Source organism: Dickeya ananatis, from assembly GCF_019464615.1.
In the GTDB taxonomy this organism is placed as follows: domain Bacteria; phylum Pseudomonadota; class Gammaproteobacteria; order Enterobacterales; family Enterobacteriaceae; genus Dickeya; species Dickeya oryzae.
Window position 1 is genome coordinate 2930213 of the sequence record NZ_CP040816.1, and the last position, 24261, is coordinate 2954473.

Here is a 24261-nt window from a genome sequence, read left to right on the forward strand (position 1 = left end):
CACGGTTTCTGCTGCGCAGTTAAGTCAAGGCACCTGCGCCAGAAAGACAAAAGATACCGATAGTTTACTGGATTTCACGGTGAGTTTTTCACAAAAGCGACGCCTGCCGCTATCAAACACCCTCTCACGCTTGATCTGGTCACAACGGCGGCAAAAGATTACAATACGCGCCCGCATGTACGCGCCCCTCGAAGGACAGCGTGTTTACCCGCACTGAGTAATGGCTAGTCGATGACGATGACAAAGAAACTGCATATCAAAACCTGGGGCTGTCAGATGAACGAATACGATTCATCGAAGATAGCCGACCTACTGGAAAGTACGCACGGTTACCAGCTGACCGACGTCGCTGAAGAAGCTGACATTCTGCTGCTGAATACCTGTTCGATCCGAGAGAAGGCGCAGGAAAAAGTGTTTCATCAGCTCGGCCGCTGGAAAACGCTCAAAGACGTCAATCCGAATCTGATTATCGGTGTGGGCGGCTGTGTGGCGTCGCAGGAAGGCGAACACATTCGTGACCGCGCGCACTATGTGGATGTGATCTTCGGGCCCCAGACACTGCATCGCTTGCCGGAAATGATCAATCACGTTCAGGGCACCCGTAGCCCTATCGTGGATATCAGTTTCCCGGAAGTAGAGAAATTTGACCGTCTGCCGGAACCGCGTGCCGAAGGGCCAACCGCATTCGTTTCCATCATGGAAGGCTGCAACAAGTACTGCACGTTCTGTGTGGTGCCTTATACCCGTGGTGAAGAAGTCAGCCGTCCAGTCGATGATGTGCTGTTTGAAATCGCCCAACTGGCGGCACAAGGTGTACGTGAAGTGAATCTGCTTGGCCAGAACGTGAATGCGTATCGCGGCGCCACGCATGATGACGATATTTGCAGTTTCGCAGAGTTGCTGCGTTTAGTGGCGGCGATCGACGGTATCGACCGTATCCGCTTTATCACCAGCCACCCGATTGAGTTCACCGACGACATCATCAGCGTTTACGAAGATACGCCGGAACTGGTGAGCTTCCTGCATCTGCCGGTTCAGAGCGGTTCAGACCGCATTCTGACGATGATGAAACGTCGCCACACTGCGTTGGAATACAAGGCCATCATCCGTAAACTGCGTAAAGCACGCCCGGCTATCCAGATCAGTTCCGATTTTATCGTCGGCTTCCCGGGTGAAACTCAGGAAGATTTCGAACAGACCATGCAGTTGATTGCTGATGTCGATTTCGACATGAGCTTTAGCTTTATTTATTCGCCTCGCCCAGGTACCCCGGCCGCCGATATGGTGGACGATGTGACCGAAGAAGAGAAAAAACAGCGTTTGTACATTCTGCAAGAACGCATCAATCAGCAAGCTATGCAGTACAGCCGCCGGATGATGGGCACCGTGCAACGTATTCTGGTGGAAGGGACGTCACGCAAGAGCGTGATGGAGCTATCCGGCCGAACTGAAAATAACCGTGTGGTGAACTTTGAAGGTACACCAGACATGATCGGCAAATTCGTCGACGTAGAAATCGTTGATGTTTATCCGAACTCACTGCGTGGCGTGGTCGTTCGCACCGAAGACCAAATGAATCTGCGCGTCAGTGAATCACCGACCTCGGTTATCGCCCGTACCCGCAAAGAAGACGAGCTCGGCGTCGGTATCTATCAGCCGTAATGGCTCATGCACGTTATCAGGCGGGCCGTCAAACGGCCCGCTTTTTCTTTGGTCCCGACTCACTGACCGGGCGAATACATCGCCCTTGCAGCCTTTATGCCGAATCTGACTTGCGCCTTGCAGGCTTCGCGATAAATAATCAGGGTAATCTCTGCGCCACATCCGGGCAGATACCTCAGCCTGTGGCACAACGTCATTGCTCATTCTGCTTAAACCCAAGAGGAATAGTTTGAACGTAACGATAAAAGAAATTGCCCTCGAACCTGCGGATAATAAACGCCTGCTTAGTCTGTGCGGCCCGTTTGACGACAATATCAAACAGCTGGAACGCCGCCTCGGCATAGAGATCAATCATCGCGACAATCATTTCAAGCTGGTAGGAAAAGACCTCTGCATCGACGCCGCTGCTGATATCCTGCGCCATTTGTATGTGGATACCGCACCGGTGCGTGGCGTGATTCCAGACATCGACCCAGAGCAGATTCATCTGGCTATCAAAGAATCCCGGGTACTGGAACAGACCGCCGACAGCGTGCCGGAATACGGCAAGGCGGTGAACATTCGCACTAAACGCGGCGTCATCAAACCTCGTACGCCCAATCAGGCGCAGTACATCGCCCATATTCTCGATCACGACATTACTTTCGGTATCGGTCCGGCCGGCACGGGGAAAACCTATCTGGCGGTGGCCGCCGCGGTGGACGCGCTGGAACGACAGGATATCCGCCGTATCCTGCTGACCCGTCCAGCGGTAGAGGCCGGTGAAAAACTGGGCTTTCTGCCGGGTGATTTGAGCCAGAAAGTGGACCCTTACCTGCGCCCACTCTACGATGCATTGTTTGAAATGCTGGGCTTCGAGCGCGTGGAAAAGCTCATTGAGCGCAACGTCATTGAAGTCGCGCCACTGGCCTACATGCGCGGTCGCACCCTGAACGATGCCTTCATTATTCTGGATGAAAGTCAGAACACCACTATCGAGCAGATGAAGATGTTCCTGACCCGTATCGGCTTTAACTCGAAAGCCGTTATTACTGGCGACGTCACCCAGATAGACCTGCCACGCAACCAAAAATCCGGTTTGCGTCACGCCATTGAGGTGCTGTCAGACGTGGAAGAGATCAGTTTCAACTTTTTCCACAGCGAAGACGTGGTACGCCATCCGGTGGTGGCCCGCATCGTCAACGCGTATGAAGCCTGGGAAAGCGCCGACCAGAAACGCCGGGAAGAACTGGCAGAACAGCGTAAACGTGAAGCGCAGGCCAGCAGCACGCAGGAGCAAAAATGAGCCAGGTCATTCTTGATTTGCAAATAGCCAGTGAGAATAGCCACGGGCTGCCATCTGAAGCCGACTTCCAGCGCTGGCTGGAAGCGGTATTACCGCAGTTTCAGGACGAGGCAGAGGTCACTATCAGGGTGGTAGATGAAGAGGAAAGCCATCACCTGAACCTAACCTATCGCGGTAAGGACAAACCGACTAACGTCCTCTCCTTCCCCTTCGAGGCACCACCAGAAGTGGAACTGCCGCTATTGGGCGACCTTATCATCTGCCGACAAGTGGTCGAGCAGGAAGCGGTGGAACAAGGGAAAAGTGAAGAGGAACATTGGGCGCACATGGTTGTCCATGGCAGTCTGCATCTGTTAGGTTATGATCATATCGAAGACAGTGAAGCCGAAGAAATGGAAGCACTGGAAACGGAAATCATGCAGAGTATGGGTTACGCCGACCCGTATCTGGCAGAAAAAGAAAATTTTACGGATACACCTTAAATTCGATATTTTAAGGACCAGACGCCAGCGGTGATATCGCCTGTTTACTGTATTCACTGCTGGTCATCATTTCTTAACAAGAGTGATATTTACTGACGCCATGAGCGACGACCATTCTACCAACAGCGATACCCCCAGTCCCAAAAAGGGATTCTTCTCCTTTTTTCTCAATCAAATTTTTCACGGTGAATCCAAAGATCACGACGATCTGCTGGCGTTGATCCGCGATTCGGAACAAATCGATCCGGAAATCCGCGACATGCTGGAAGGCGTGATGGACATCGCCGAGCAACGGGTACGCGATATTATGATCCCGCGTTCTCAGATGATCACACTCAAACATAATCAGACGCTGGAAGAGTGTCTGGACGTGATCATCGAATCGGCGCACTCCCGTTTCCCGGTTATCAGCGAAGACAAGGACCACATTGAAGGCATCCTGATGGCGAAGGACCTGCTGCCATTTATGCGTAGCAACTCCGAGCCATTCAGTATGGATAAAGTGTTGCGTCCTGCCGTTGTGGTGCCGGAAAGCAAGCGGGTAGACCGCATGCTCAATGAATTCCGCTCCCTGCGCTACCACATGGCTATTGTCATTGATGAATTTGGCGGCGTTTCCGGGCTGGTGACGATTGAGGATATTCTGGAGCTTATCGTTGGTGAAATCGAAGACGAATACGATGACGAGGAAGATCGCGATATCCGTCAGCTCAACCGCCAGACGTATACCGTACGTGCGCTAACACCTATCGAGGATTTCAATAAGATCTTCGAAACGCGATTTAGCGACGAGGAAGTTGATACCATTGGCGGCCTGGTGATGCAGTATTTCGGCCACCTGCCGGCACGCGGGGAAACTATCGACATAGACGGTTACCTGTTCAAAGTTGCTATGGCAGATAGCCGCCGTATTATTCAGGTTCATGTCAGGATCCCTGACGATGCCCCACAACCGCAACTGGAAGACTAATTTATTCATGGCAGTCGCCTCATTATTACAACGCCAGCAGGTTCGCCTCCTGCTGGCGCTTTTATTCGGTGCCTGCGGCACACTGGCGTTTTCCCCTTATGATGTCTGGCCTGCTGCCATCGTTTCTCTGATGGGCTTATTGGGCTTGACGCTAAACCGTCGGGCTCGTCAGGCTACCGCCATCGGCTTTTGCTGGGGATTTGGCCTGTTCGGCACGGGTATCCACTGGGTTTACTACAGCATCGCCGACTTTGGCGGCATGCCCGGCCCCGTCAATGTCGGCCTGGTGACGCTACTGGCGCTTTATCTGTCACTCTACCCGATGCTGTTCGCCGGGCTACTCTCGCGCCTGTGGCCGCAAACCACCCTCTGGCGACTGGCACTGGCCGCGCCGGTTCTCTGGCAACTCACCGAACTGCTACGTGGCTGGGTGTTAACCGGCTTTCCCTGGTTGCAATTCGGCTACAGTCAGCTTGATGGCCCGCTGAAAGGCCTTGCGCCGATAGCCGGAGTGGATACCCTCACCTTTCTGCTGATGGTGATAAGCGGGTTGCTGGTGCTGGGATTAGTACAGCGCCGCTGGCAGCCAGCCTTGGTTGCGGCAGCGTTATTGGTGTTGCCATGGCCGCTGCGCTCGCTCGAATGGTACAAACTGCAACCGGAACGCGCCGTTAACGTCGCCATGGTGCAGGGCAACATTCCACAAGAGCTGAAGTGGGATCCGAACGAGCTATTCAATACGCTAAAAATCTATTTCGACAACACCCTGAAGGTGATGGATAAGGCACCGCTGGTAATTTGGCCCGAATCTGCCATTCCTGATGTCGAAGTCCGCCAGCAGCAGTACCTGACGCAACTGGACACTATCCTGCGCGAGCACCATAGCAGCCTTATTACCGGCATCGTCGATGCCCGCCGGGAAAACAATCGCACCGATTTTTATAACAGCATTATCGTGCTGGGTGACGAGCAACCGTATCACTACCCCACCACGAATCGCTACAACAAGCATCACCTGGTGCCATTTGGTGAATTTGTGCCGCTGGAAGCCCTGTTACGCCCGCTGGCACCGTTTTTTGATTTACCGATGTCGGCGTTCAGCCGCGGTGACTATCGCCAGCCGCAGCTGGTCGTCAACGGTTATCGCCTCACTGCCACCATTTGCTATGAGGTGATCCTGGGGCAACAGGTTCGCGACAACTTCCGTCCTGACACCGACATGCTGCTGACAGTTTCTAACGATGCCTGGTTTGGCAATTCGATTGGTCCCTGGCAACATTTCCAAATGGCGCGGATGCGCGCGCTGGAACTGGGACGCCCGCTGCTACGCGCCACCAACAATGGGGTCACTGCCGCTATCGCGCCTGATGGCAGCATTAGCGCCAGCCTCCCGCAGTTTACCCGGGACGTGCTGGAAACCCGCGTCACCCCCACAACAGGCATCACGCCTTACGCCCGGTTTGGCTCATGGCCGCTGTGGGTGCTGGAAGCCGTGTTAGGCCTGACAGCGCTGGTATACCGTCGGCGCTCGCGTTAATCCCTCCCCACGTCCCCCCCAAACAAGACATGCTCAGACATGTCTTGTTTCATTTCTGGCACATAACTTGCTACCTATTCAGACGAAACGTCTTGCATGCACGCTTGCGACCCTCTTCATCCCTGAATCAGCACAACATCAGGGCATGAACTGCACCAAATCAGTGCCATAAGTTTTTTATTGCAGCAATTTGGTGCGGGACACCTCGCAAAAAACAAACATTCTCGTTTCAATATGTTTACAATCCGCTATTTTTAAACATGACAGCGTTTTATTCGCTCTTTAGCGGTGCACAACATGACATGGCCTGAATCTCAGAGGTCACATCATCCATGATAGGCATCGATCACAACAGCAAAGGAGTTAGAACATGCAATTGCGCAAACTGGCACTGTCATTACTGTTGATCTCGGCAACCGGAAGCCTGGCCCACGCAGAAGAACTGACGGGCACGCTGAAAAAAATCAAAGACAATGGTGTTATCACCATCGGCCACCGTGAATCGTCAGTGCCATTCTCCTACTACGACAACCAGCAGAAAGTAGTCGGCTACTCTCAGGCCTACTCTGACAAGATTGTTGAAGCGGTCAGGAAAAAACTTGATGCACCGAACCTGCAAGTAAAATTAATTCCCATTACCTCACAAAACCGTATTCCGCTGCTGCAAAATGGTACCTATGACCTCGAATGTGGCTCGACGACCAATAACCTGGAGCGCCAGCAGCAGGTCGCTTTCTCCGACACCATTTTCATCATTGGCACACGTCTGCTGACCAATAAAGACTCCGGCATCAAAGATTTCAGCGATCTGGCAGGTAAAGCTGTCGTCGTTACCTCCGGCACCACCTCAGAAGTGTTGCTGAACAAGATGAACGAAGAGAAAAAACTGAATATGCGCATCATCAGCGCCAAAGACCATGGTGACTCGTTCCGTACGCTGGAAAGTGGTCGTGCTGTGGCCTTCATGATGGACGATGCCTTGTTGGCAGGTGAGCGCGCCAAAGCCAAAGCCCCGGATGAATGGGTTATCACTGGTACCCCGCAATCCCGCGAGGCGTATGGCTGTATGCTGCGTAAAGACGACCCGCAATTCAAACAACTGGTTGATGCGACAATAAGTCAGGTGCAGACCTCCGGCGAAGCCGAAAAATGGTTTGATACCTGGTTCAAACAACCGATTCCGCCGAAAAACCTGAATATGAACTTTGCGCTGTCAGACGACATGAAAGCCTTGTTCAAGGCACCCAACGATAAGGCGTTGTAACCGAATTAATAATGACAATAAAGGGCAGTAATCTGCCTTCCGATTGCTGATTCGTGGCAAGACAGACAGGTGCAGAGTGGCCGTTCCCCATTCTGTGAATCCATGAGCCACTCACCAATCTTCGGGGTAGCGAACGCTACCCCTTTTTTACCGGAGTTCGTTATGTCAATAGATTGGAACTGGGGTATCTTCCTGCAACCTGCCCCTTTCGGAAATACAACCTATCTGGGGTGGATTATTTCCGGCCTGCAGGTCACCGTCTCACTGTCGCTATGTGCCTGGGTCATCGCTTTTCTGCTGGGCTCACTACTGGGTATTCTTCGTACTGTCCCTCATCGTCTGCTATCGGGTATCGGCACCTGTTATGTGGAAATGTTTCGCAACGTGCCGCTGATTGTGCAGTTTTTTAGCTGGTATCTGGTGGTGCCGGAGCTTTTACCGACCAAAATAGGGATGTGGTTTAAAGCTGAGCTGGACCCGAATATCCAATTTTTTCTGTCGTCTATGTTTTGTCTGGGCATGTTCACCGCCGCACGGGTGTGCGAACAGGTGCGGGCAGGCATTCAGTCATTACCGCGTGGACAGAAGGCGGCCGGTTTAGCTATTGGCCTGACACTTGCGCAAACTTACCGTTATGTTCTGCTGCCGAACGCCTACCGAGTGATTGTGCCGCCACTGACCTCTGAAATGCTCAACCTGGTGAAAAACTCCGCTATCGCCTCCACTATCGGCCTGATGGATATGGCGGCGCAGGCAGGCAAGCTGTTGGATTACTCTGCCCACGCCTACGAATCGTTCAGTGCGATTACGCTGGCGTATGTCGGCATCAACGCCATCATCATGCTATTGATGCAAATTGTAGAGCGTAAGACCCGTTTGCCGGGCAACCTGGGGAGCAAATAAATGTATAACTTTGACTGGAGTTCCATTCCCCCCAGCCTGCCTTATCTGATTAAAGGCATGGGAGTGACGCTGGAGATTACCCTGACAGCCGTGGTGGTAGGGATAGTCTGGGGAACCGTGCTGGCGGTGATGCGATTGTCGCCGGTTAAGCCCATCAGTTGGTTTGCCAAACTGTACGTCAACCTGTTCCGCTCGGTGCCACTGGTGATGGTGCTGCTGTGGTTCTACCTGATTGTACCTAGCTTATTACAAAATGTGCTTGGCCTTTCTCCGAAAACAGATATTCGGCTGGTATCGGCTATGGTAGCCTTTTCGTTGTTCGAGGCGGCCTATTATTCCGAGATTATCCGCGCCGGTATCCAGAGCATTTCCCGTGGACAGGCGTCAGCAGCGCTGGCGTTGGGAATGACCCACTGGCAATCCATGCAACTGGTGATTCTGCCTCAGGCGTTCCGGGCTATGGTACCCTTACTGCTGACTCAAGGTATCGTGCTATTTCAGGATACCTCGCTGGTGTATGTGCTAAGTCTGGCGGACTTTTTCCGTACTGCATCCACCATTGGCGAACGTGATGGCACTCAGGTAGAAATGATTCTGTTCGCCGGGTTTGTCTATTTTGTTATCAGCCTCTCGGCGTCGATGCTGGTCAATTATTTGAAGAGAAGGACGGTTTGATGATTTTCCTGAAAAATGTTTCTAAATGGTATGGTCAATTTCAGGTGCTGACCGACTGCTCCACCGAAGTGAAAAAAGGTGAAGTGGTGGTGGTTTGCGGACCTTCCGGCTCCGGGAAATCGACCTTAATCAAAACCGTTAACGGCCTTGAGCCCATCCAGCAAGGTCAGATAGAAGTTAACGGCATCGTCGTCAACGATAAACGTACCAACCTGGCACAACTGCGTTCCAAAGTGGGCATGGTGTTCCAGCATTTCGAGCTGTTCCCACACTTGTCTATTGTCGACAACCTGACGTTAGCGCAGGTCAAGGTACTCAAGCGTGATAAAGAAGCCGCCCGTGAGAAGGGATTGAAACTGCTGGCCCGCGTCGGTTTGTCGTCCCACGCCAATAAATTCCCCGGGCAGTTATCCGGTGGTCAGCAACAGCGTGTGGCGATCGCGCGCGCGCTGTGCATGGACCCGGTTGCGATGCTGTTTGACGAGCCAACCTCAGCGCTCGACCCGGAAATGATCAACGAAGTGCTGGACGTAATGGTTGAACTGGCACAGGAAGGCATGACCATGATGGTCGTCACCCATGAGATGGGCTTCGCCCGCAAAGTGGCACATCGCGTCATCTTCATGGATGAAGGCAAGATAATCGAAGACACGCGTAAAGAGGATTTCTTCGGCAACCCACGCTCTGATCGCGCCAAAGACTTTTTGGCCAAAATCCTGCATTAATACGCACGTCTCACTGTCCGTCGGTTTTTAACATCGATAACATTTGACCGCGATAACATTTAACCTCGATAACAAGGGTGCTCCGGCACCCTTGTTTTTATCTATGGTTGTTCAGAAATAACGGACTTAGCGGAAAAAGGGATCAGGGAGAAAACGGCTGGCGATGGAACTGGTCATGTCCACATTTCGGGCATAGCGGCAACACCTCTGGCGTATAAAAGGCGATATGGTGATGGCACTGCTCACACACCAGATTCCCCAGCCCCACCACTTCACCACTGTGATACACGCCATGGTGGCTGACATCTTTAAACACTTCGCGCCACTCCAGTTGTGTCTTGTCAGTGATATCCGCCAGGTTCTGCCACAAACTTTCGCGGACAACACGTATGAAGACACTGTCGGAAAAGGCATTCTGGCTCTCCTCATAGCTGAGAGAAAACGCTTCCAGATCACGCTGGAGCGCCAGTATTACCTGCTCAATCTCCTTTTGCGTCAGTTCGTTGGTTTCCTGCAACTGATGTCGTGCATCCGACATCAGTTTATCTATGTCTCTCTCACCTCGGCTTAGCCACTCGGTAACGGCAGACATCAGTTCCCGGTAATACTGCACCACTTTGCTCATCGTGACTCCTTAGCGTAAAAGCGCTTATCGACGGGCCTGCAAAGCCTAGTGTAGATGATTTTTACAACGCTACCGGGAGCCGCTTCCCAATCCGCAGTTTTCTTCCTTGTCTCGCCACGTTCTTCACCACTAACACCGCATAAATCAACTACAGAGCGCCTCAAGCGGTTGTTGAGCCCGTTGCTTATCAGCTATGCTATGCGGATCTTTTGAAATGAAACAGAACATGCTACCGCGTTAGCAATTTCACTAAGGACCACTGGCAGCCATGCAAGAGCAATACCGCCCGGAAGATATCGAAGCGCACGTCCAACTTCACTGGCAAGAAAAACAGACTTTCAAAGTGACCGAAGAACCCGGCAAGGAAAAATACTATTGCCTTTCCATGCTGCCTTATCCTTCCGGCCGTCTTCACATGGGTCATGTCCGCAACTACACCATCGGTGACGTGATCTCCCGTTATCAGCGTATGCTGGGTAAAAACGTATTGCAGCCGATCGGCTGGGATGCCTTCGGCCTGCCGGCGGAAGGCGCGGCGGTGAAGAACAATACGGCACCGGCTCCCTGGACCTACGCCAATATCGAATACATGAAAAACCAGCTGAAACTGCTGGGTTTTGGTTACGATTGGGATCGCGAAGTCGCTACCTGTAAACCGGATTACTATCGCTGGGAACAGTGGTTCTTCACCAAGCTGTATGAAAAAGGTCTGGTTTACAAAAAAACCTCCGCGGTGAACTGGTGCCCGAACGACCAGACGGTACTGGCCAACGAGCAGGTGATCGACGGCTGCTGCTGGCGCTGTGATTCCAAAGTGGAACGTAAGGAAATTCCACAGTGGTTCATCAAAATCACCGCGTATGCTGACGAGTTGCTCAACGACCTCGATACGCTGGAAAGCTGGCCGGAGCAGGTCAAAACCATGCAGCGTAACTGGATCGGCCGCTCCGAAGGGGTAGAAATCACCTTCCGTATCGCTGATGCCGACGATACGCTGACCGTTTACACCACCCGCCCGGATACCTTTATGGGCGTCACTTACGTTGCGGTGGCAGCCGGTCATCCTCTGGCACTGAAAGCAGCGGAAAACAACCCGGTACTGCAAGACTTCATCGCCGAATGCCGCAATACCAAAGTGGCCGAAGCCGACATGGCGACGATGGAGAAAAAAGGCGTCGCTACCGGCCTGTTCGCTATCCACCCGCTGACGGGTGAGAAAGTGCCGGTATGGGCCGCCAACTTCGTGCTGATGGAATACGGTACCGGAGCCGTGATGGCGGTGCCGGGTCACGACCAGCGCGACTGGGAATTCGCTCACAAATATAACCTGCCGGTGAAGCCCGTTATCCTGATGGCAGACGGCAGCGAGCCGGAGCTGTCCACTCAAGCACAAACCGAAAAAGGCTGCTTGTTTAACTCTGGCGAGTTCAACGGATTAGATTTTAACGCCGCGTTCAACGCCATCGCCGATAAACTGGTGTCACTGGGTGTCGGTCAGCGCAAAGTGAATTATCGTCTGCGTGACTGGGGTGTATCCCGCCAGCGCTACTGGGGCGCGCCTATCCCGATGGTGACGTTGGAAGACGGCACAGTCATCCCAACGCCAGAAGACCAGTTGCCGGTCATCCTGCCGGAAGACGTGGTCATGGACGGGATCACCAGCCCGATTAAAGCCGATCCCGAATGGGCCAAAACCACAGTTAACGGTCAGCCAGCGCTGCGTGAAACCGACACGTTCGATACCTTTATGGAATCCTCCTGGTACTACGCGCGCTATACCTGCCCGCAGTACGATCAGGGTATGCTCGACCCGGCGGCGGCGAACTACTGGTTACCGGTTGATCAGTATATTGGCGGTATCGAACACGCCATCATGCATCTGATGTATTTCCGCTTCTTCCACAAACTGATGCGTGACGCCGGTCTGGTGAATTCGAATGAACCTGCCAAACGTCTGCTGTGTCAGGGAATGGTGCTGGCCGATGCGTTCTACTATCTCGGCAACAACGGCGAGCGTATCTGGGTATCCCCAGTCGACGTAACATTGGAGCGCGATGACAAAGGCCGCATCACCAAGGCGTTTGATAGTGAAGGTCGTGAGCTGGTGTATGCCGGTATGAGCAAGATGTCGAAATCGAAAAACAACGGTATCGACCCGCAAGTGATGGTGGAACGCTATGGCGCCGATACTGTCCGTCTGTTCATGATGTTTGCATCACCGGCGGAAATGACGCTGGAATGGCAAGAATCTGGCGTTGAAGGGGCAAACCGCTTCCTGAAACGCGTCTGGAAGCAGGTTTACGATCATACCGGCAAAGGCGCTACCGCATTGCTGGATACGGCAGCCCTGACCGACGATCAGAAAGCGCTGCGCCGTGACCTGCACAAAACCATCGCGAAAGTGACCGACGATATCGGTCGCCGCCAGACCTTTAACACGGCTATCGCTGCCATTATGGAGCTGATGAATAAGCTGGCTAAAGCGCCGCAAGAGTCTGAGCAAGATCGCGCGCTGACGCAAGAAACGCTGCTGGCGGTTGTACGGATGCTCTATCCGTTTACCCCACACGTCTGCTTCGTACTGTGGAACGAGCTGAAAGGCGAAGGTGATATCGATCAGGCGCCGTGGCCGGTAGCGGATGAGCAGGCGATGGTCGAAGATTCTCGCCTGGTCGTGGTACAGGTTAACGGTAAAGTTCGCGGCAAGATTACCGTGGCGGCCGATGCCACCGAACAGCAGGTGCGTGATCGTGCAGCGCAGGAGCCGCTGGTGGCAAAATATCTGGATGGTGTGACTGTCCGCAAGGTGATTTTCGTTCCGGGCAAACTGCTTAACCTGGTTGTGGGTTAAGGCAAGGAGGTACTGTGCGACACCCGTTTTTAACGCTAGTGCTGGGGCTGGTGGTCTTAATGACCGCCGGCTGCGGCTTTCATCTGCGCGGCACCACCCAAATACCGGCGCAATTGCATAATCTGATACTAGACAGCGGCGACCCTTATGGCCCAACGACCCGGGCTATTCGTGAACAACTGCGCCTTAACGATATTCAGGTAACGGAAGATACCAATCGCAAAGATATTCCATCACTGCGTTATATGGGGGAAACCCTGTCACACAACACGGTGTCCATTTTCCAGGATGGGAAAACAGCGGAATACCAGTTTGTTCTGGTGCTGAAAGCCCAGGTCCTGATCCCAGGGGATGATATTTATCCTCTCAGCGTAACGGTTTTCCGCTCTTTCTTTGACAACCCGCTGGCCGCACTGGCTAAAGACGCTGAGCAGGACATTATCATACAGGAAATGCGTCAACAGGCCGCTCAGCAACTGGTACGCAAGCTGCTGACCGTCAAGGGGAACCAGAACATGAAAAGCGCCAAGAAAACAGCGACTAACGCGGTCACTCCGGCACACCCATGATTCGTCTCTACCCCGAACAACTGACCGCGCAGCTCCATGAGGGGCTGCGCGGCTGTTATTTGTTGTTTGGTAATGAACCCTTATTGCTGCAGGAAAGTCAGGACCAGATTCGTGCTGTCGCCCGTCAGCAGGATTTTCTGGAGCATTTTAGTTTCACGCTCGATAACAACACCGACTGGGATGCCATCTTTTCCACTTGCCAGGCACTCAGCCTGTTTGCATCCCGTCAGACCCTGTTGCTGATTTTGCCGGATGCCGGTCCGGGAGCCCCCGCCAGTGAGCAACTGGTTAAACTCGCCACGCTGCTGCATCCCGATATTCTGTTGATGGTCAGAGGAAATAAACTGACCAAAGCACAAGAAAACAGCGCCTGGTTCAAAGCGTTATCCCAACAGGGGGTATATGTTCCCTGTATGACGCCCGAACAGGAACAGCTTCCCCGCTGGGTAGCCCAGCGAGCCAGAAATATGAAGCTGGAGCTGGATGATGCCGCCAGCCAACTGATTTGCTATTGCTATGAAGGGAATATGCTGGCGTTGGTACAGGCACTGGAGCGACTCTCGCTGCTGTACCCCGATGGCAAGTTGACGCTGCCCCGGGTGGAGCAGGCCGTCAACGACGCCGCTCACTTTACGCCATTCCATTGGCTGGATGCCTTGCTCGGCGGCAAAAGCAAACGGGCATGGCACATTCTTCAGCAACTACGATTGGAAGATTGTGAACCGGTCATTCTGTTACGCACAGTGCAACGGGAATTGTTGTTGCTGCTACAGTTAAAACGGCGCATGACAAATACGCCGCTGCGTACGCTGCTTGACCAGCACAAAGTCTGGCAAAACCGTCGGCCACTGCTGACGCAGGCATTGCAACGTCTGTCGTTGACCCAATTACAACAGGCGATCACCCTGCTAAGCCGGCTGGAGATCACCCTGAAACAGAATTATGGACAGCCAGTCTGGGACGAACTGGAAACGTTGTCGATGATTCTGTGTGGTAAGGCACTGCCTGACAGCCTGCTTGAGGTATAGCGATTTGCCGATATCCCCCACTCCCCCTACCCTGACTGCCTATTTTGGCGGTACGTTTGATCCGATTCACTACGGACATCTGCGCCCGGTTACCGCACTGGCGCAGGAAATCGGCCTTCAGCGCATCATTCTGTTACCCAATAATGTGCCGCCGCACCGCGAGCAGCCAGAAGCCAGCGCCAGTCAGCGCAAGACCATGGCAGAACTGGCAATACAGGGTAATCCGCTATTTTGCGTAGACTCTCGTGAGTTACAACGCGCCACGCCGTCTTATACGATTGACACACTGGAAGCGTTGCGTGCGGAGAAAGGCGCCAGTACACCACTGGCATTCATTATTGGGCAAGACTCACTGCTGACGCTGCATCACTGGCACCGCTGGCAGGAAATTTTGGATTACTGTCATCTGCTGGTGTGCGCCCGCCCCGGTTATCGACAGCAGTTGGATACCGACGAACTGGAAGCCTGGTTGACACGGCATCAAACCCAGGATGCCACACAATTACACCGTCAAAGCCATGGGTTGATTTATCTTGCCCACACGCCGTTGCTCTCAATTTCAGCGACAGAAATCCGTCAGCGTCGACAAAACAGCCTCGATTGCCATGACCTGCTGCCCGAGAGTGTGCTGAAGTATATTGACACACACGGACTCTATCGATAGCCACACGTCGATACCACTCATTATAAGGCCGTGATATACTCCGCCGCTGGTTTCAGCCACAGGAAAACCTCCTGCCGTGGCCCTCTGGCTTCGGTGAAACGGCTGTTATCCGCGAATACCGCCTGGCCGGCATAACCGGCTGATTAACCACTTATCGAAGGGGGAACCTTTGCAAGGCCAAGCACTCCAAGATTTCGTTATTGATAAACTGGACGATTTGAAAGGTCAGGATATCGTGGCGCTCAATGTAAAAGGGAAATCCAGCATCACTGACTACATGGTGATTTGCACCGGAACATCCAGCCGCCATGTCAGCTCTATCGCCGATCACGTTGTACAGGAATCCCGCGCTGCCGGACTGATGCCGTTAGGCGTCGAAGGGGAAAATGATGCCGATTGGGTCGTGGTCGACCTCGGTGATGTGATCGTTCATGTGATGCAGGAAGAAAGCCGTCACCTGTACGAACTGGAAAAGCTCTGGGGCTGATATGAAGCTGCAACTGGTCGCCGTCGGCACCAAGATGCCCGACTGGGTGCAGACAGGTTTTACCGATTATCTTCGCCGATTTCCCAAAGATATGCCGTTTGAGCTGGTGGAAATCCCGGCGGGCAAGCGTGGCAAAAACGCGGATATCAAGCGGATTCTGGAGCGGGAAGGTGAGTTGATGCTAGCGGCTGTAGGGAAAGGCAACCGCATCGTCACGCTGGATATTCCCGGCTCGCGCTGGGAAACGCCGCAGTTGGCGCAACAACTGGAACGCTGGAAACAAGACGGACGCGATATCAGCCTGCTGATCGGCGGCCCGGAAGGGTTAGCACCACAATGCAAAGCCGCGGCGGAGCAAAGCTGGTCACTGTCACCGCTGACGCTGCCTCATCCGCTGGTACGTGTGCTGGTAGCGGAAAGTCTGTACCGGGCCTGGAGCATTACCACCAATCATCCTTACCATCGGGAGTAAGGCGAATGATGAACCCTGTGAAGTAGCAATCGCTGGATGAATATAGAACGTAAACCCTTTCGTGACTATACGGCTGAGGCGGCCTTGTTTGTACGCCGGGCGCTGGTCGCATTCTTGGGCATTTTGCTGCTAAGCGGTATTCTGGTCGCCAACCTATACCATCTGCAGATTGTACGTTTTGACGATTACCGTACCCGTTCAAATGAAAACCGTATCAAGCTGGTACCGATCGCCCCCAGCCGTGGCATCATTTACGACCGTAACGGTACGCCACTGGCGCTCAACCGTACCATTTACCAGTTAGAGCTGATTCCCGAAAAAGTTAACAACCTGGAAGAGACGTTACAGGCGCTCAAGCCCATTGTTGACCTGACCGATGAAGACATTGATAACTTCAGAAAAGAGCGCAAGCGCTCACGCCGCTTCACCTCCATTCCCGTCAAAACCGGACTAAATGAAGTGCAGGTCGCGAGCTTCGCGGTCAACCAGTACCGTTTTCCCGGTGTAGAAGTCAAAGGCTACCAACGCCGCTACTACCCTTACGGTTCCGCACTCACCCATGTCATCGGCTACGTTTCCAAAATCAACGATAAAGATCTGGAACGGCTGGACCAGGAAGGCAGGCTTGCGGACTATGCCGCTACGCACGATATCGGCAAACTCGGCATTGAGCGTTATTACGAAGATGTGCTGCACGGCAAACCGGGTTACGAGGAAGTGGAAGTCAATAACCGCGGTCGCGTCATCCGCCAGTTGCACGAACAACCTCCGCAAGCGGGTAAAGATATCTACCTGACACTGGATCTCAACCTTCAGCTTTATATCGAAAAATTGCTGGAAGGCAGTCGTGCCGCCGTGGTGGTCACCGATCCGAAAGACGCGTCTATTCTAGCGATGGTGTCCACCCCCAGCTATGACCCGAATCTGTTCGTAGACGGTATTTCCAGTAAGACCTATCACGCCTTGCTGAACGATCCAAACCGCCCGTTGATCAACCGCGCGACGCAAGGGGTCTACCCACCAGCTTCCACCGTCAAACCCTATATCGCGGTTTCGGCGCTGAGTGCCAATGTGATTACCCCCTATACATCGCTATTCGACCCGGGCTGGTGGCAGTTGCCCGGTTCAGAAAAACGCTTCCGCGACTGGAAAAAATGGGGGCATGGTCGTCTTAACCTGACCAAAGCCATTGAAGAATCTGCGGATACCTTCTTCTATCAGGTGGCTTACGATATGGGGATCGATCGTCTGTCCGAATGGATGACGAAATTCGGTTACGGTCAGCGTACAGGGATCGATTTGTCCGACAAAGAAGAAAGTCCGGGCATCATGCCGACGCGTGAATGGAAAATGAAGCGTTATAAGAAACCGTGGTATCAGGGGGATACTATCCCCGTTGGTATCGGTCAGGGTTACTGGACCGCTACGCCGATTCAAATGCTGAAAGCGCTGACGACGCTGATTAATGACGGTCAGGTACAAGTACCGCACCTGCTTGGCAGTACGATGGAAAACAACACGAAGGTGCCATTCCGTCAACCACAGCACCAGCAGATTGGTGACATTCGTTCCGGTTATTGGGAAATCGTCAAAGACGGTATGTATGGCGTGGCTAACCGCCCAAATGGTACCGCGCATAAATACTTTGCCGACGCGCCGTATAAAATTGCGGTCAAGTCAGGGACGGCACAGGTATTCGGCCTGAAGGAAAACGAAACCTATAATGCCAACCGGATTGCCGAGCGACTACGTGACCATAAGCTGATGATTGCCTTCGCCCCTTACAACAACCCGAAAGTCGCTATGTCCATCATTCTGGAAAACGGCGGTGCCGGCCCCGCCGTCGGGACCATTGTGCGTCAGATCCTCGACCATATTATGTTGGGCGACAACAATACCAGCCTGCCGGACGCGCCGCCGTCGCCGCCGGGCAGTGAAACCGAGTAGAGACACCATGACAGACAGTCAACAAAAAGGCTCAATCTGGACCAAACTGCACATTGACCTGCCTTTCCTTCTGTGTGTAATGGCGTTACTGGGCTATAGCCTGTTCGTCATGTGGAGCGCCAGCGGGCAAGACCCAGGAATGATGGAACGCAAAGTTGCCCAATGCGTGTTGGGGCTGGTCGTCATGATTGGCATGGCACAGATTCCGCCACGGGTGTATGAAAGCTGGGCACCTTATCTGTATATTTTTTGCTTTATTCTGCTGGTGCTGGTGGATGTATTCGGCCAAATCAGTAAGGGCGCGCAACGCTGGCTCGACCTCGGTGTGGTGCGCTTTCAGCCGTCAGAAATCGCTAAAATTGCGGTACCACTGATGGTCGCTCGCTATATCAACCGTGATATGTGTCCGCCTTCACTAAAAAACACCGCTATCGCGCTGGCGTTAACCTTCGTCCCGACTCTGCTGGTCGCTGCCCAGCCAGACTTGGGTACCGCTATCCTGATTTGCGCATCGGGTCTGTTCGTGCTGTTTCTCGCGGGCATGAGCTGGCGGCTGATTGCAGTTGCGGCCATTTTGCTGGCCGCGTTCATCCCCGTGCTCTGGTTTTTCCTGATGCATGATTATCAGCGCGACCGAATCATGATGCTACTTGACCCGGAAACCGATCCTCTGGGTGCTGGCTACCATATTATTCAGTCGAAAATCGCAATAGGCTCCGGTGGCTTGAGCGGCAAAGGCTGGTTACAGGGCACCCAATCCCAGTTAGAGTTCCTGCCAGAACGTCACACCGACTTCATTTTCGCCGTACTGGCAGAAGAGCTCGGTTTGATCGGCGTGCTGATTCTGCTGGCACTTTATCTGTTCCTGATCATGCGTGGTCTGGTGATCGCCGCCAATGCGCAGACCTCCTTCGGCCGGGTGATGGTCGGCGGGCTGATGCTTATCTTTTTCGTGTATGTATTTGTTAATATCGGCATGGTGAGTGGTATTCTGCCGGTGGTTGGTGTGCCGCTGCCGTTGGTCAGTTATGGCGGTTCGGCGCTGGTCGTCTTGATGGCGGGATTCGGTATCGTCATGTCGATACACACTCACCGCAAAATGTTATCCAAGAATTTATAGGGGTAAGCAATGCGTAAGGATTGGGTTTGGATTGGCGCGCTCAGCCTGGCTCTGGCAGGCTGTAGCGTCACGGAACAGCCGCAGTCTCCCTCACCGCAGGCCTCGGCATACAACGGCCCGGTAGAAGAAATCGGCGGTGTCGAACCGCGCTACGAGCCGTATAACCCTGCCAACATGCAAGATTACAGCATGAATGGTAAAACATACCGTATTGTCAAAAACCCGGAAAACTTCAGTGAAAGCGGGTTTGCGGCCTGGCACGACAGGGAATCTGTCGGTAACCGCACCGCGACCGGTGAAGAATTCGATGCTAATGCGATGGCGGCGGCACATCCAACGTTGCCTATTCCCAGTTATGTACGCGTGACCAACCTCAGCAACGGCCGTCGTCTGGTCGTGCGCATCAACGATCGCGGGCCTTATACGCCGGGCAGAATCATCGACCTGACCAAAGGGGCGGCCGACCGTCTTAACCTGTCCAATAATACCAAGGTGAAGGTAGACTTCATCAGCGTAGCACCGGACGGTACACTCTCCGGCCCGGGAACCATCGGTACACGCGTCGCGAAACAGAGTTTTGCCTTACCTGCACGCCCGACACTAGGCTCAAGCGGTATGGGAACCCCCATGATGGAAAGCGCGCCACAGCCTGCCGCTGCCGTACGGCCCATCAGCAATGCGACGCTGGTACCTGCTACCAGTAACGCAGGTATGACTGGCGCTGCGGATGCGTCAGCCCCTCATACCACTACCGCAACCGGGGGCGGTTTCCTCGGCGCGCCTAAACCACTGCCCAGCGGTGTACTGGAAGGTTCAGAAACGACTCCCGCCGCGGCACCGGTTCGCTCAACACCAGCAGTCGGCGCAGCCTCTGTCGCCACGTCATCCCTTGCATCACCATCGGCAAGCGTGCCCGCAGGCTCGGGTAATATTGTGGTGCAGGTCGGGGCGCTGAGCGATCAGCAACGGGCGCAAACCTGGCTGAAAAGCCTGAACGACCGTTTCCGCGTGCCCGGCAAGGTGACACTGAGTAACGGCTTGTATCGCATCCAGTTAGGCCCATTCCAGAACCGCCAACAGGCCGTTGACCTACAGCAGCGCCTGTCCAGTGAAGCGCAGCAACCGTCATTTATCACGACGGTATCTGGCGTGCAGTAACGCATTGACTCCCGAAAGAGGGGTTAATCCCCTCTTTCTTTATCGACACAAGCGATAACAATACCACCTATAGCGATCAGCAAAATCACGTAACGTATTGTCTGGTGCCGCCCCGATTTTCATCTGCTATAGTGTGGCTCGTTTTTTAACTTATACCCACGGATGTTGTTGTTCCAATCATGAAAACAGTAATCACGTCTTGTTTTACCAAACGTATTGCGCTCGGCACGTTGCTCGCCATCAGTGCATCCACTTTCGCCTACGCAGACGACATTAATCTGAAAACCATGATTCCTGCCGTCCCGGATATTGATGCCGAAGCGTACATCCTGATTGATTACAACTCGGGTAAAGTCCTGGCGGAAAAGAACGCCGACACCCGCCGCAATCCGGCCAGTCTGACCAAGATGATGACCAGTTATGTTATCGGGCAGGCGATCAAAGCCGGGAAAATTACGCCGAACGACGTCGTGACGATCGGTAAAGACGCCTGGGCGACCGGTAACCCCGATTTTCAGGGTTCATCACTGATGTTCCTCAAACCGGGTGACCGTGTACCGGTCTACCTGCTGAATAAAGGGATCATTCTGCAATCCGGCAACGATGCTTGTGTGGCAATGGCGGATTACGTAGCAGGCAGCCAGGATGCGTTTGTCAACCTGATGAATGGTTACGTCAAGGCGTTGGGCTTACAGAATACCAACTTCAAAACTGTTCACGGCCTGGATGCGGAAGGCCAGTACAGTTCAGCCCGCGATATGGCGCTGATTGGTCAGGCATTGATCCGTGATGTACCGGATGAATACGCGACCTATAAAGAAAAAGAATTTACCTTTAACAACATTCGCCAGTTGAACCGCAATGGTCTGTTGTGGGATAGCAGCCTGGCCGTGGATGGCATCAAAACTGGCCATACCGCATCAGCGGGATATAACCTGGTCGCCTCAGCGACCGAAGGGCAGATGCGCCTGATTTCCGCGGTTATGGGCGGACGGACGTTCAAAGGCCGCGAAACAGAAAGCAAGAAATTGCTCACCTGGGGTTTCCGTTTCTTTGAAACCGTAGCACCGCTGAAAACCGGTAAAGAGTTCGCGTCTGAGCCGGTATGGTTCGGTAATAGCGACCGCGTATCATTGGGTGTGGATAAAGACGTTTATATCACCATCCCGCGTGGACGCATGAAAGACCTGAAAGCCAGCTACGTGCTGACCAATTCAGAATTGCATGCGCCACTGGCTAAAAACCAGGTGGTGGGGACTATCAACTTCCAGCTCGATGGCAAAGTCATTGATCAGCGCCCGCTGGTCGTCATGAACGAAGTCAAAGAAGGCGGTATTTTCGGTCGTCTGTTTGATTACATCAAACTGATGTTCCACCGTTGGTTTAGTTGATCCCCCTTGAATCCTGAGTAACCGCCCTTATGTTGCTCACTTAAGGATAGACAGCCCGCTTTCGGTCATACTTAATACACTCCCGCTTCGGCGGGAGTGGTAATTTTTGTACTAATGAATAACTCTGGAGTCACCATGAAAACCAAACTCAACGAACTGCTTGAATTTCCATGTTCATTTACCTACAAGGTCATGGGGTTGGCAAAACCGGAGCTGGTGGATCTGGTTGTGGAAGTGGTTCAGCGCCATGCTCCCGGTGACTACACCCCACAGGTCAAGCCCAGTACCAAAGGCAATTACCACTCCGTATCGATTACCATCACCGCGACCCATATTGAGCAGGTTGAAACGCTCTATGAAGAACTGGGTAACATCGATATTGTGCGTGTCGTGCTCTAACCAGCCCGATTCCCCGGCCTTGTCTCCCTAATCCGGAGACAAGCGAGGAAACCGCTATTCGCTCCAGTCTCCCCTCGCTATAATTGCGCTCATCTCTTCTTTACCCGACGATGACACTCTTGCAACAGGATACGCCCACAGCACGCAATACGATCATAGTGCGTCAATTAGGCATACAGCCTTATGAACCGGTATCGCAGGCCATGCATACCTTTACTGAGCAGCGGGATAGCAACAGCGCCGACGAGTTATGGCTGGTGCAGCATCTAGCCGTTTTTACCCAGGGCCAGGCAGGCAAAGCGGAACACGTCCTGATGCCTGGTGATATTCCGGTGATTCAAAGCGATCGCGGTGGTCAGGTCACCTATCACGGTCCCGGTCAGCAAGTGATGTATGTGCTGATTGATATCAAAAGACGTAAAGTGGGCGTACGCCAGTTAGTGACCGCTATCGAAAATACCGTCATCAACACGCTGGCGCATTATGCTGTTGAAGCGCATGCCCGCCCGGATGCTCCCGGCGTCTATGTCGGCGAGCGTAAAATTTGCTCGCTGGGATTGCGTATCCGACACGGCTGCTCGTTTCATGGTCTGGCGCTAAATATCGCGATGGACCTATCCCCTTTCCTGCGCATCAACCCTTGCGGCTATGCCGGTATGAGCATGACCCAGCTCAGTGAACTGGTTCCTGGTACAACGGTAGCCAACACCGCTCCAGTCATGGTGAACGCGTTTATGGCACAGTTGGACTACCAACAGCAGGAATGGCTGGACTGGGACTGGTCACAGCAGGGAGAACCGCACCCGCTGCATGTCGGATGACGTCGCCTAAAACCATTCAGTTACAGTTTATTTACATTGTTTCTGCATTTTGTTGTTCTATGGCTGCTCGTCAGAAGACAAAGATGATATAATTTTGTGAGTTTTTTAAAAAAAAGTTTAATCACTCACGTAATCCAATGAATTTTAGATAAATTCATAACAGCGATTCAGAACTGGAAATTACGCAACCATGAGTAAACCGATTCAGATCGAACGTGGCGTCAAATACCGCGATGCAGACAAAATGGCCCTGATCCCGGTACGTACCGTCGCTACCGAGCGTCAGGAAATGCTCCGCAAACCAGAATGGATGAAGATAAAATTACCTGCGGACTCCAGCCGGATTCAGGGCATCAAGGACGCCATGCGCCGCAATGGTCTGCACTCGGTTTGCGAAGAAGCCTCCTGCCCTAACCTGGCAGAGTGTTTTAATCACGGTACCGCCACGTTCATGATCCTTGGTGCTATCTGTACCCGCCGTTGCCCATTCTGTGATGTTGCCCACGGCCGCCCGCTGACGCCCGATGCCAACGAACCGGAAAAACTGGCGCAAACTATCCATGATATGGGGTTACGTTATGTGGTCATCACATCGGTTGACCGTGATGACCTGCGCGATGGCGGCGCACAGCACTTTGCCGACTGTATCAGTGCGATACGCCGCAAAAACCCAACCATCAGAATCGAAACACTGGTGCCGGATTTTCGCGGCCGTATGGACCGCGCACTGGATATTTTAACCGCCACTCCGCCAGACGTGTTCAACCATAATCTGGAAAACGTGCCGCGTCTTTATCGTCAGGTTCGTCCAGGTGCCGATTATGAATGGTCGCTAAAATTGCTGGAGAAATTCAAAGCGTCGCACCCGACCATTCCGACCAAGTCCGGTCTGATGGTGGGGCTGGGTGAAACCAATGACGAAATTCTGGATGTGATGCGCGATTTGCGTCGGCACGGTGTGACCATGCTGACGTTGGGACAATACCTGCAGCCCAGCCGTCATCACCTGCCGGTACAACGTTATGTACCGCCGGAAGAATTCGAAGAAATGAAAGCGGAAGCGCTGGCAATGGGCTTTACCCATGCCGCCTGTGGTCCGTTTGTCCGCTCTTCCTACCATGCAGATCTGCAGGCTAAAGGGATTGAAGTGAAATAACAGGTTATTATCTGCAACATCCCCTTACTAAAAACACGAGCAACACAAAAAGCGGATGGGTGCCCCCCTC

23 protein-coding genes are annotated in these 24261 nt (G+C 53.2%); 22 read left to right on the forward strand and 1 reads right to left on the reverse strand.

Annotated elements, in window-relative coordinates; translation table 11 throughout:
• Positions 1–237: 237 nt before the first annotated feature.
• The 9 genes from miaB (at position 238) to FGI04_RS12960 (ending at position 9503) form a co-directional block, all read left to right on the forward strand.
• Positions 238–1662 (forward strand): tRNA (N6-isopentenyl adenosine(37)-C2)-methylthiotransferase MiaB, encoded by a 1425-nt coding sequence (miaB, locus tag FGI04_RS12920; RefSeq protein ID WP_342699508.1) that lies wholly within the window; start codon positions 238–240, stop codon positions 1660–1662.
• Positions 1663–1891: 229 nt separating this feature from the next.
• A complete protein-coding gene (locus FGI04_RS12925) occupies positions 1892–2947 on the forward strand; it encodes a PhoH family protein (RefSeq protein ID WP_012883874.1) in 1056 nt (351 codons plus the stop codon).
• Complete coding sequence (gene ybeY, locus FGI04_RS12930) at positions 2944–3429, forward strand: rRNA maturation RNase YbeY (RefSeq protein ID WP_012883873.1); 486 nt, start codon at positions 2944–2946, stop codon at positions 3427–3429. The genes FGI04_RS12925 and ybeY overlap by 4 nt, the downstream gene beginning before the upstream one ends.
• A gap of 100 nt (positions 3430–3529) precedes the next feature.
• The gene (corC, locus tag FGI04_RS12935; RefSeq protein WP_038903756.1) at positions 3530–4399 is read left to right on the forward strand and encodes a CNNM family magnesium/cobalt transport protein CorC; all 870 of its coding nucleotides are present in this window, start codon (positions 3530–3532) and stop codon (positions 4397–4399) included.
• A gap of 7 nt (positions 4400–4406) precedes the next feature.
• Entirely contained in the window at positions 4407–5936 is a 1530-nt protein-coding gene (gene lnt / locus FGI04_RS12940; protein WP_407337417.1) for an apolipoprotein N-acyltransferase, read from the forward strand.
• A 370-nt stretch (positions 5937–6306) separates the two neighbouring features.
• Entirely contained in the window at positions 6307–7200 is an 894-nt protein-coding gene (locus tag FGI04_RS12945) for a glutamate/aspartate ABC transporter substrate-binding protein (RefSeq protein WP_102801302.1), read from the forward strand.
• A 162-nt stretch (positions 7201–7362) separates the two neighbouring features.
• A complete protein-coding gene (locus tag FGI04_RS12950; protein ID WP_102801301.1) occupies positions 7363–8103 on the forward strand; it encodes an amino acid ABC transporter permease in 741 nt (246 codons plus the stop codon).
• Positions 8104–8778 (forward strand): glutamate/aspartate ABC transporter permease GltK, encoded by a 675-nt coding sequence (gene gltK, locus FGI04_RS12955; RefSeq protein WP_012883868.1) that lies wholly within the window; start codon positions 8104–8106, stop codon positions 8776–8778. It abuts the gene before it with no gap.
• Complete coding sequence (locus FGI04_RS12960) at positions 8778–9503, forward strand: amino acid ABC transporter ATP-binding protein (protein WP_012883867.1); 726 nt, start codon at positions 8778–8780, stop codon at positions 9501–9503. The genes gltK and FGI04_RS12960 overlap by 1 nt, the downstream gene beginning before the upstream one ends.
• A 142-nt stretch (positions 9504–9645) precedes the next feature.
• Here FGI04_RS12960 and FGI04_RS12965 read toward each other — a convergent pair whose 3' ends face one another.
• Positions 9646–10128 (reverse strand): zinc ribbon-containing protein, encoded by a 483-nt coding sequence (locus FGI04_RS12965; protein WP_342699506.1) that lies wholly within the window; start codon positions 10126–10128, stop codon positions 9646–9648.
• A 268-nt stretch (positions 10129–10396) separates the two neighbouring features.
• On the opposite strand from FGI04_RS12965, the gene leuS reads away from it, so the two are divergent.
• The 13 genes from leuS to lipA all read left to right on the forward strand — a co-directional run bounded on the left by leuS (position 10397) and on the right by lipA (position 24191).
• Entirely contained in the window at positions 10397–12979 is a 2583-nt protein-coding gene (gene leuS, locus FGI04_RS12970) for a leucine--tRNA ligase (RefSeq protein WP_407336836.1), read from the forward strand.
• Positions 12980–12993: 14 nt separating this feature from the next.
• Complete coding sequence (lptE, locus tag FGI04_RS12975; RefSeq protein ID WP_407336837.1) at positions 12994–13548, forward strand: LPS assembly lipoprotein LptE; 555 nt, start codon at positions 12994–12996, stop codon at positions 13546–13548.
• Entirely contained in the window at positions 13545–14576 is a 1032-nt protein-coding gene (gene holA / locus FGI04_RS12980; protein ID WP_342699503.1) for a DNA polymerase III subunit delta, read from the forward strand. The genes lptE and holA overlap by 4 nt, the downstream gene beginning before the upstream one ends.
• Positions 14566–15240 carry a nicotinate-nucleotide adenylyltransferase gene (gene nadD / locus FGI04_RS12985; protein WP_407273124.1) on the forward strand — a complete coding sequence of 225 codons (675 nt, stop codon included), beginning with the start codon at positions 14566–14568 and terminating at the stop codon, positions 15238–15240. The genes holA and nadD overlap by 11 nt, the downstream gene beginning before the upstream one ends.
• 169 nt (positions 15241–15409) lie before the next feature.
• Positions 15410–15727, forward strand: a complete 318-nt coding sequence (gene rsfS / locus FGI04_RS12990; RefSeq protein WP_012883861.1) for a ribosome silencing factor — start codon at positions 15410–15412, stop codon at positions 15725–15727.
• A gap of 1 nt (position 15728) precedes the next feature.
• A complete protein-coding gene (gene rlmH, locus FGI04_RS12995; protein ID WP_012883860.1) occupies positions 15729–16199 on the forward strand; it encodes a 23S rRNA (pseudouridine(1915)-N(3))-methyltransferase RlmH in 471 nt (156 codons plus the stop codon).
• 36 nt (positions 16200–16235) lie between these two features.
• Positions 16236–18146: a peptidoglycan DD-transpeptidase MrdA gene (mrdA, locus tag FGI04_RS13000; protein ID WP_342699501.1), complete on the forward strand. Its 1911-nt coding sequence runs from the start codon at positions 16236–16238 to the stop codon at positions 18144–18146.
• A 7-nt stretch (positions 18147–18153) separates the two neighbouring features.
• Positions 18154–19266 (forward strand): peptidoglycan glycosyltransferase MrdB, encoded by a 1113-nt coding sequence (mrdB, locus tag FGI04_RS13005; RefSeq protein ID WP_038903749.1) that lies wholly within the window; start codon positions 18154–18156, stop codon positions 19264–19266.
• 9 nt (positions 19267–19275) lie between these two features.
• Positions 19276–20424: an endolytic peptidoglycan transglycosylase RlpA gene (rlpA, locus tag FGI04_RS13010; protein ID WP_407336838.1), complete on the forward strand. Its 1149-nt coding sequence runs from the start codon at positions 19276–19278 to the stop codon at positions 20422–20424.
• Between the two features lie 179 nt (positions 20425–20603).
• Entirely contained in the window at positions 20604–21815 is a 1212-nt protein-coding gene (gene dacA / locus FGI04_RS13015) for a D-alanyl-D-alanine carboxypeptidase DacA (RefSeq protein ID WP_342699499.1), read from the forward strand.
• Between the two features lie 135 nt (positions 21816–21950).
• Positions 21951–22214, forward strand: a complete 264-nt coding sequence (gene ybeD / locus FGI04_RS13020; protein ID WP_012883855.1) for a DUF493 family protein YbeD — start codon at positions 21951–21953, stop codon at positions 22212–22214.
• 110 nt (positions 22215–22324) lie between these two features.
• Complete coding sequence (gene lipB / locus FGI04_RS13025; RefSeq protein WP_407336839.1) at positions 22325–23035, forward strand: lipoyl(octanoyl) transferase LipB; 711 nt, start codon at positions 22325–22327, stop codon at positions 23033–23035.
• Positions 23036–23225: 190 nt separating this feature from the next.
• Positions 23226–24191: a lipoyl synthase gene (lipA, locus tag FGI04_RS13030; RefSeq protein ID WP_012883853.1), complete on the forward strand. Its 966-nt coding sequence runs from the start codon at positions 23226–23228 to the stop codon at positions 24189–24191.
• The last annotated feature ends 70 nt before the right edge of the window (positions 24192–24261 follow it).

Coding starts and splice junctions, on each gene's coding strand:
- miaB (WP_342699508.1), top strand. CDS start 238: ATGACAAAGAAACTGCATATCAAAACCTGGGGCTGTCAGATGAACGAA.
- ybeY (WP_012883873.1), top strand. CDS start 2,944: ATGAGCCAGGTCATTCTTGATTTGCAAATAGCCAGTGAGAATAGCCAC.
- corC (WP_038903756.1), top strand. CDS start 3,530: ATGAGCGACGACCATTCTACCAACAGCGATACCCCCAGTCCCAAAAAG.
- lnt (WP_407337417.1), top strand. CDS start 4,407: ATGGCAGTCGCCTCATTATTACAACGCCAGCAGGTTCGCCTCCTGCTG.
- FGI04_RS12945 (WP_102801302.1), top strand. CDS start 6,307: ATGCAATTGCGCAAACTGGCACTGTCATTACTGTTGATCTCGGCAACC.
- FGI04_RS12950 (WP_102801301.1), top strand. CDS start 7,363: ATGTCAATAGATTGGAACTGGGGTATCTTCCTGCAACCTGCCCCTTTC.
- gltK (WP_012883868.1), top strand. CDS start 8,104: ATGTATAACTTTGACTGGAGTTCCATTCCCCCCAGCCTGCCTTATCTG.
- FGI04_RS12960 (WP_012883867.1), top strand. CDS start 8,778: ATGATTTTCCTGAAAAATGTTTCTAAATGGTATGGTCAATTTCAGGTG.
- FGI04_RS12965 (WP_342699506.1), bottom strand. CDS start 10,128: ATGAGCAAAGTGGTGCAGTATTACCGGGAACTGATGTCTGCCGTTACC.
- leuS (WP_407336836.1), top strand. CDS start 10,397: ATGCAAGAGCAATACCGCCCGGAAGATATCGAAGCGCACGTCCAACTT.
- holA (WP_342699503.1), top strand. CDS start 13,545: ATGATTCGTCTCTACCCCGAACAACTGACCGCGCAGCTCCATGAGGGG.
- rlmH (WP_012883860.1), top strand. CDS start 15,729: ATGAAGCTGCAACTGGTCGCCGTCGGCACCAAGATGCCCGACTGGGTG.
- mrdA (WP_342699501.1), top strand. CDS start 16,236: ATGAATATAGAACGTAAACCCTTTCGTGACTATACGGCTGAGGCGGCC.
- mrdB (WP_038903749.1), top strand. CDS start 18,154: ATGACAGACAGTCAACAAAAAGGCTCAATCTGGACCAAACTGCACATT.
- rlpA (WP_407336838.1), top strand. CDS start 19,276: ATGCGTAAGGATTGGGTTTGGATTGGCGCGCTCAGCCTGGCTCTGGCA.
- dacA (WP_342699499.1), top strand. CDS start 20,604: ATGAAAACAGTAATCACGTCTTGTTTTACCAAACGTATTGCGCTCGGC.
- ybeD (WP_012883855.1), top strand. CDS start 21,951: ATGAAAACCAAACTCAACGAACTGCTTGAATTTCCATGTTCATTTACC.
- lipB (WP_407336839.1), top strand. CDS start 22,325: ATGACACTCTTGCAACAGGATACGCCCACAGCACGCAATACGATCATA.
- lipA (WP_012883853.1), top strand. CDS start 23,226: ATGAGTAAACCGATTCAGATCGAACGTGGCGTCAAATACCGCGATGCA.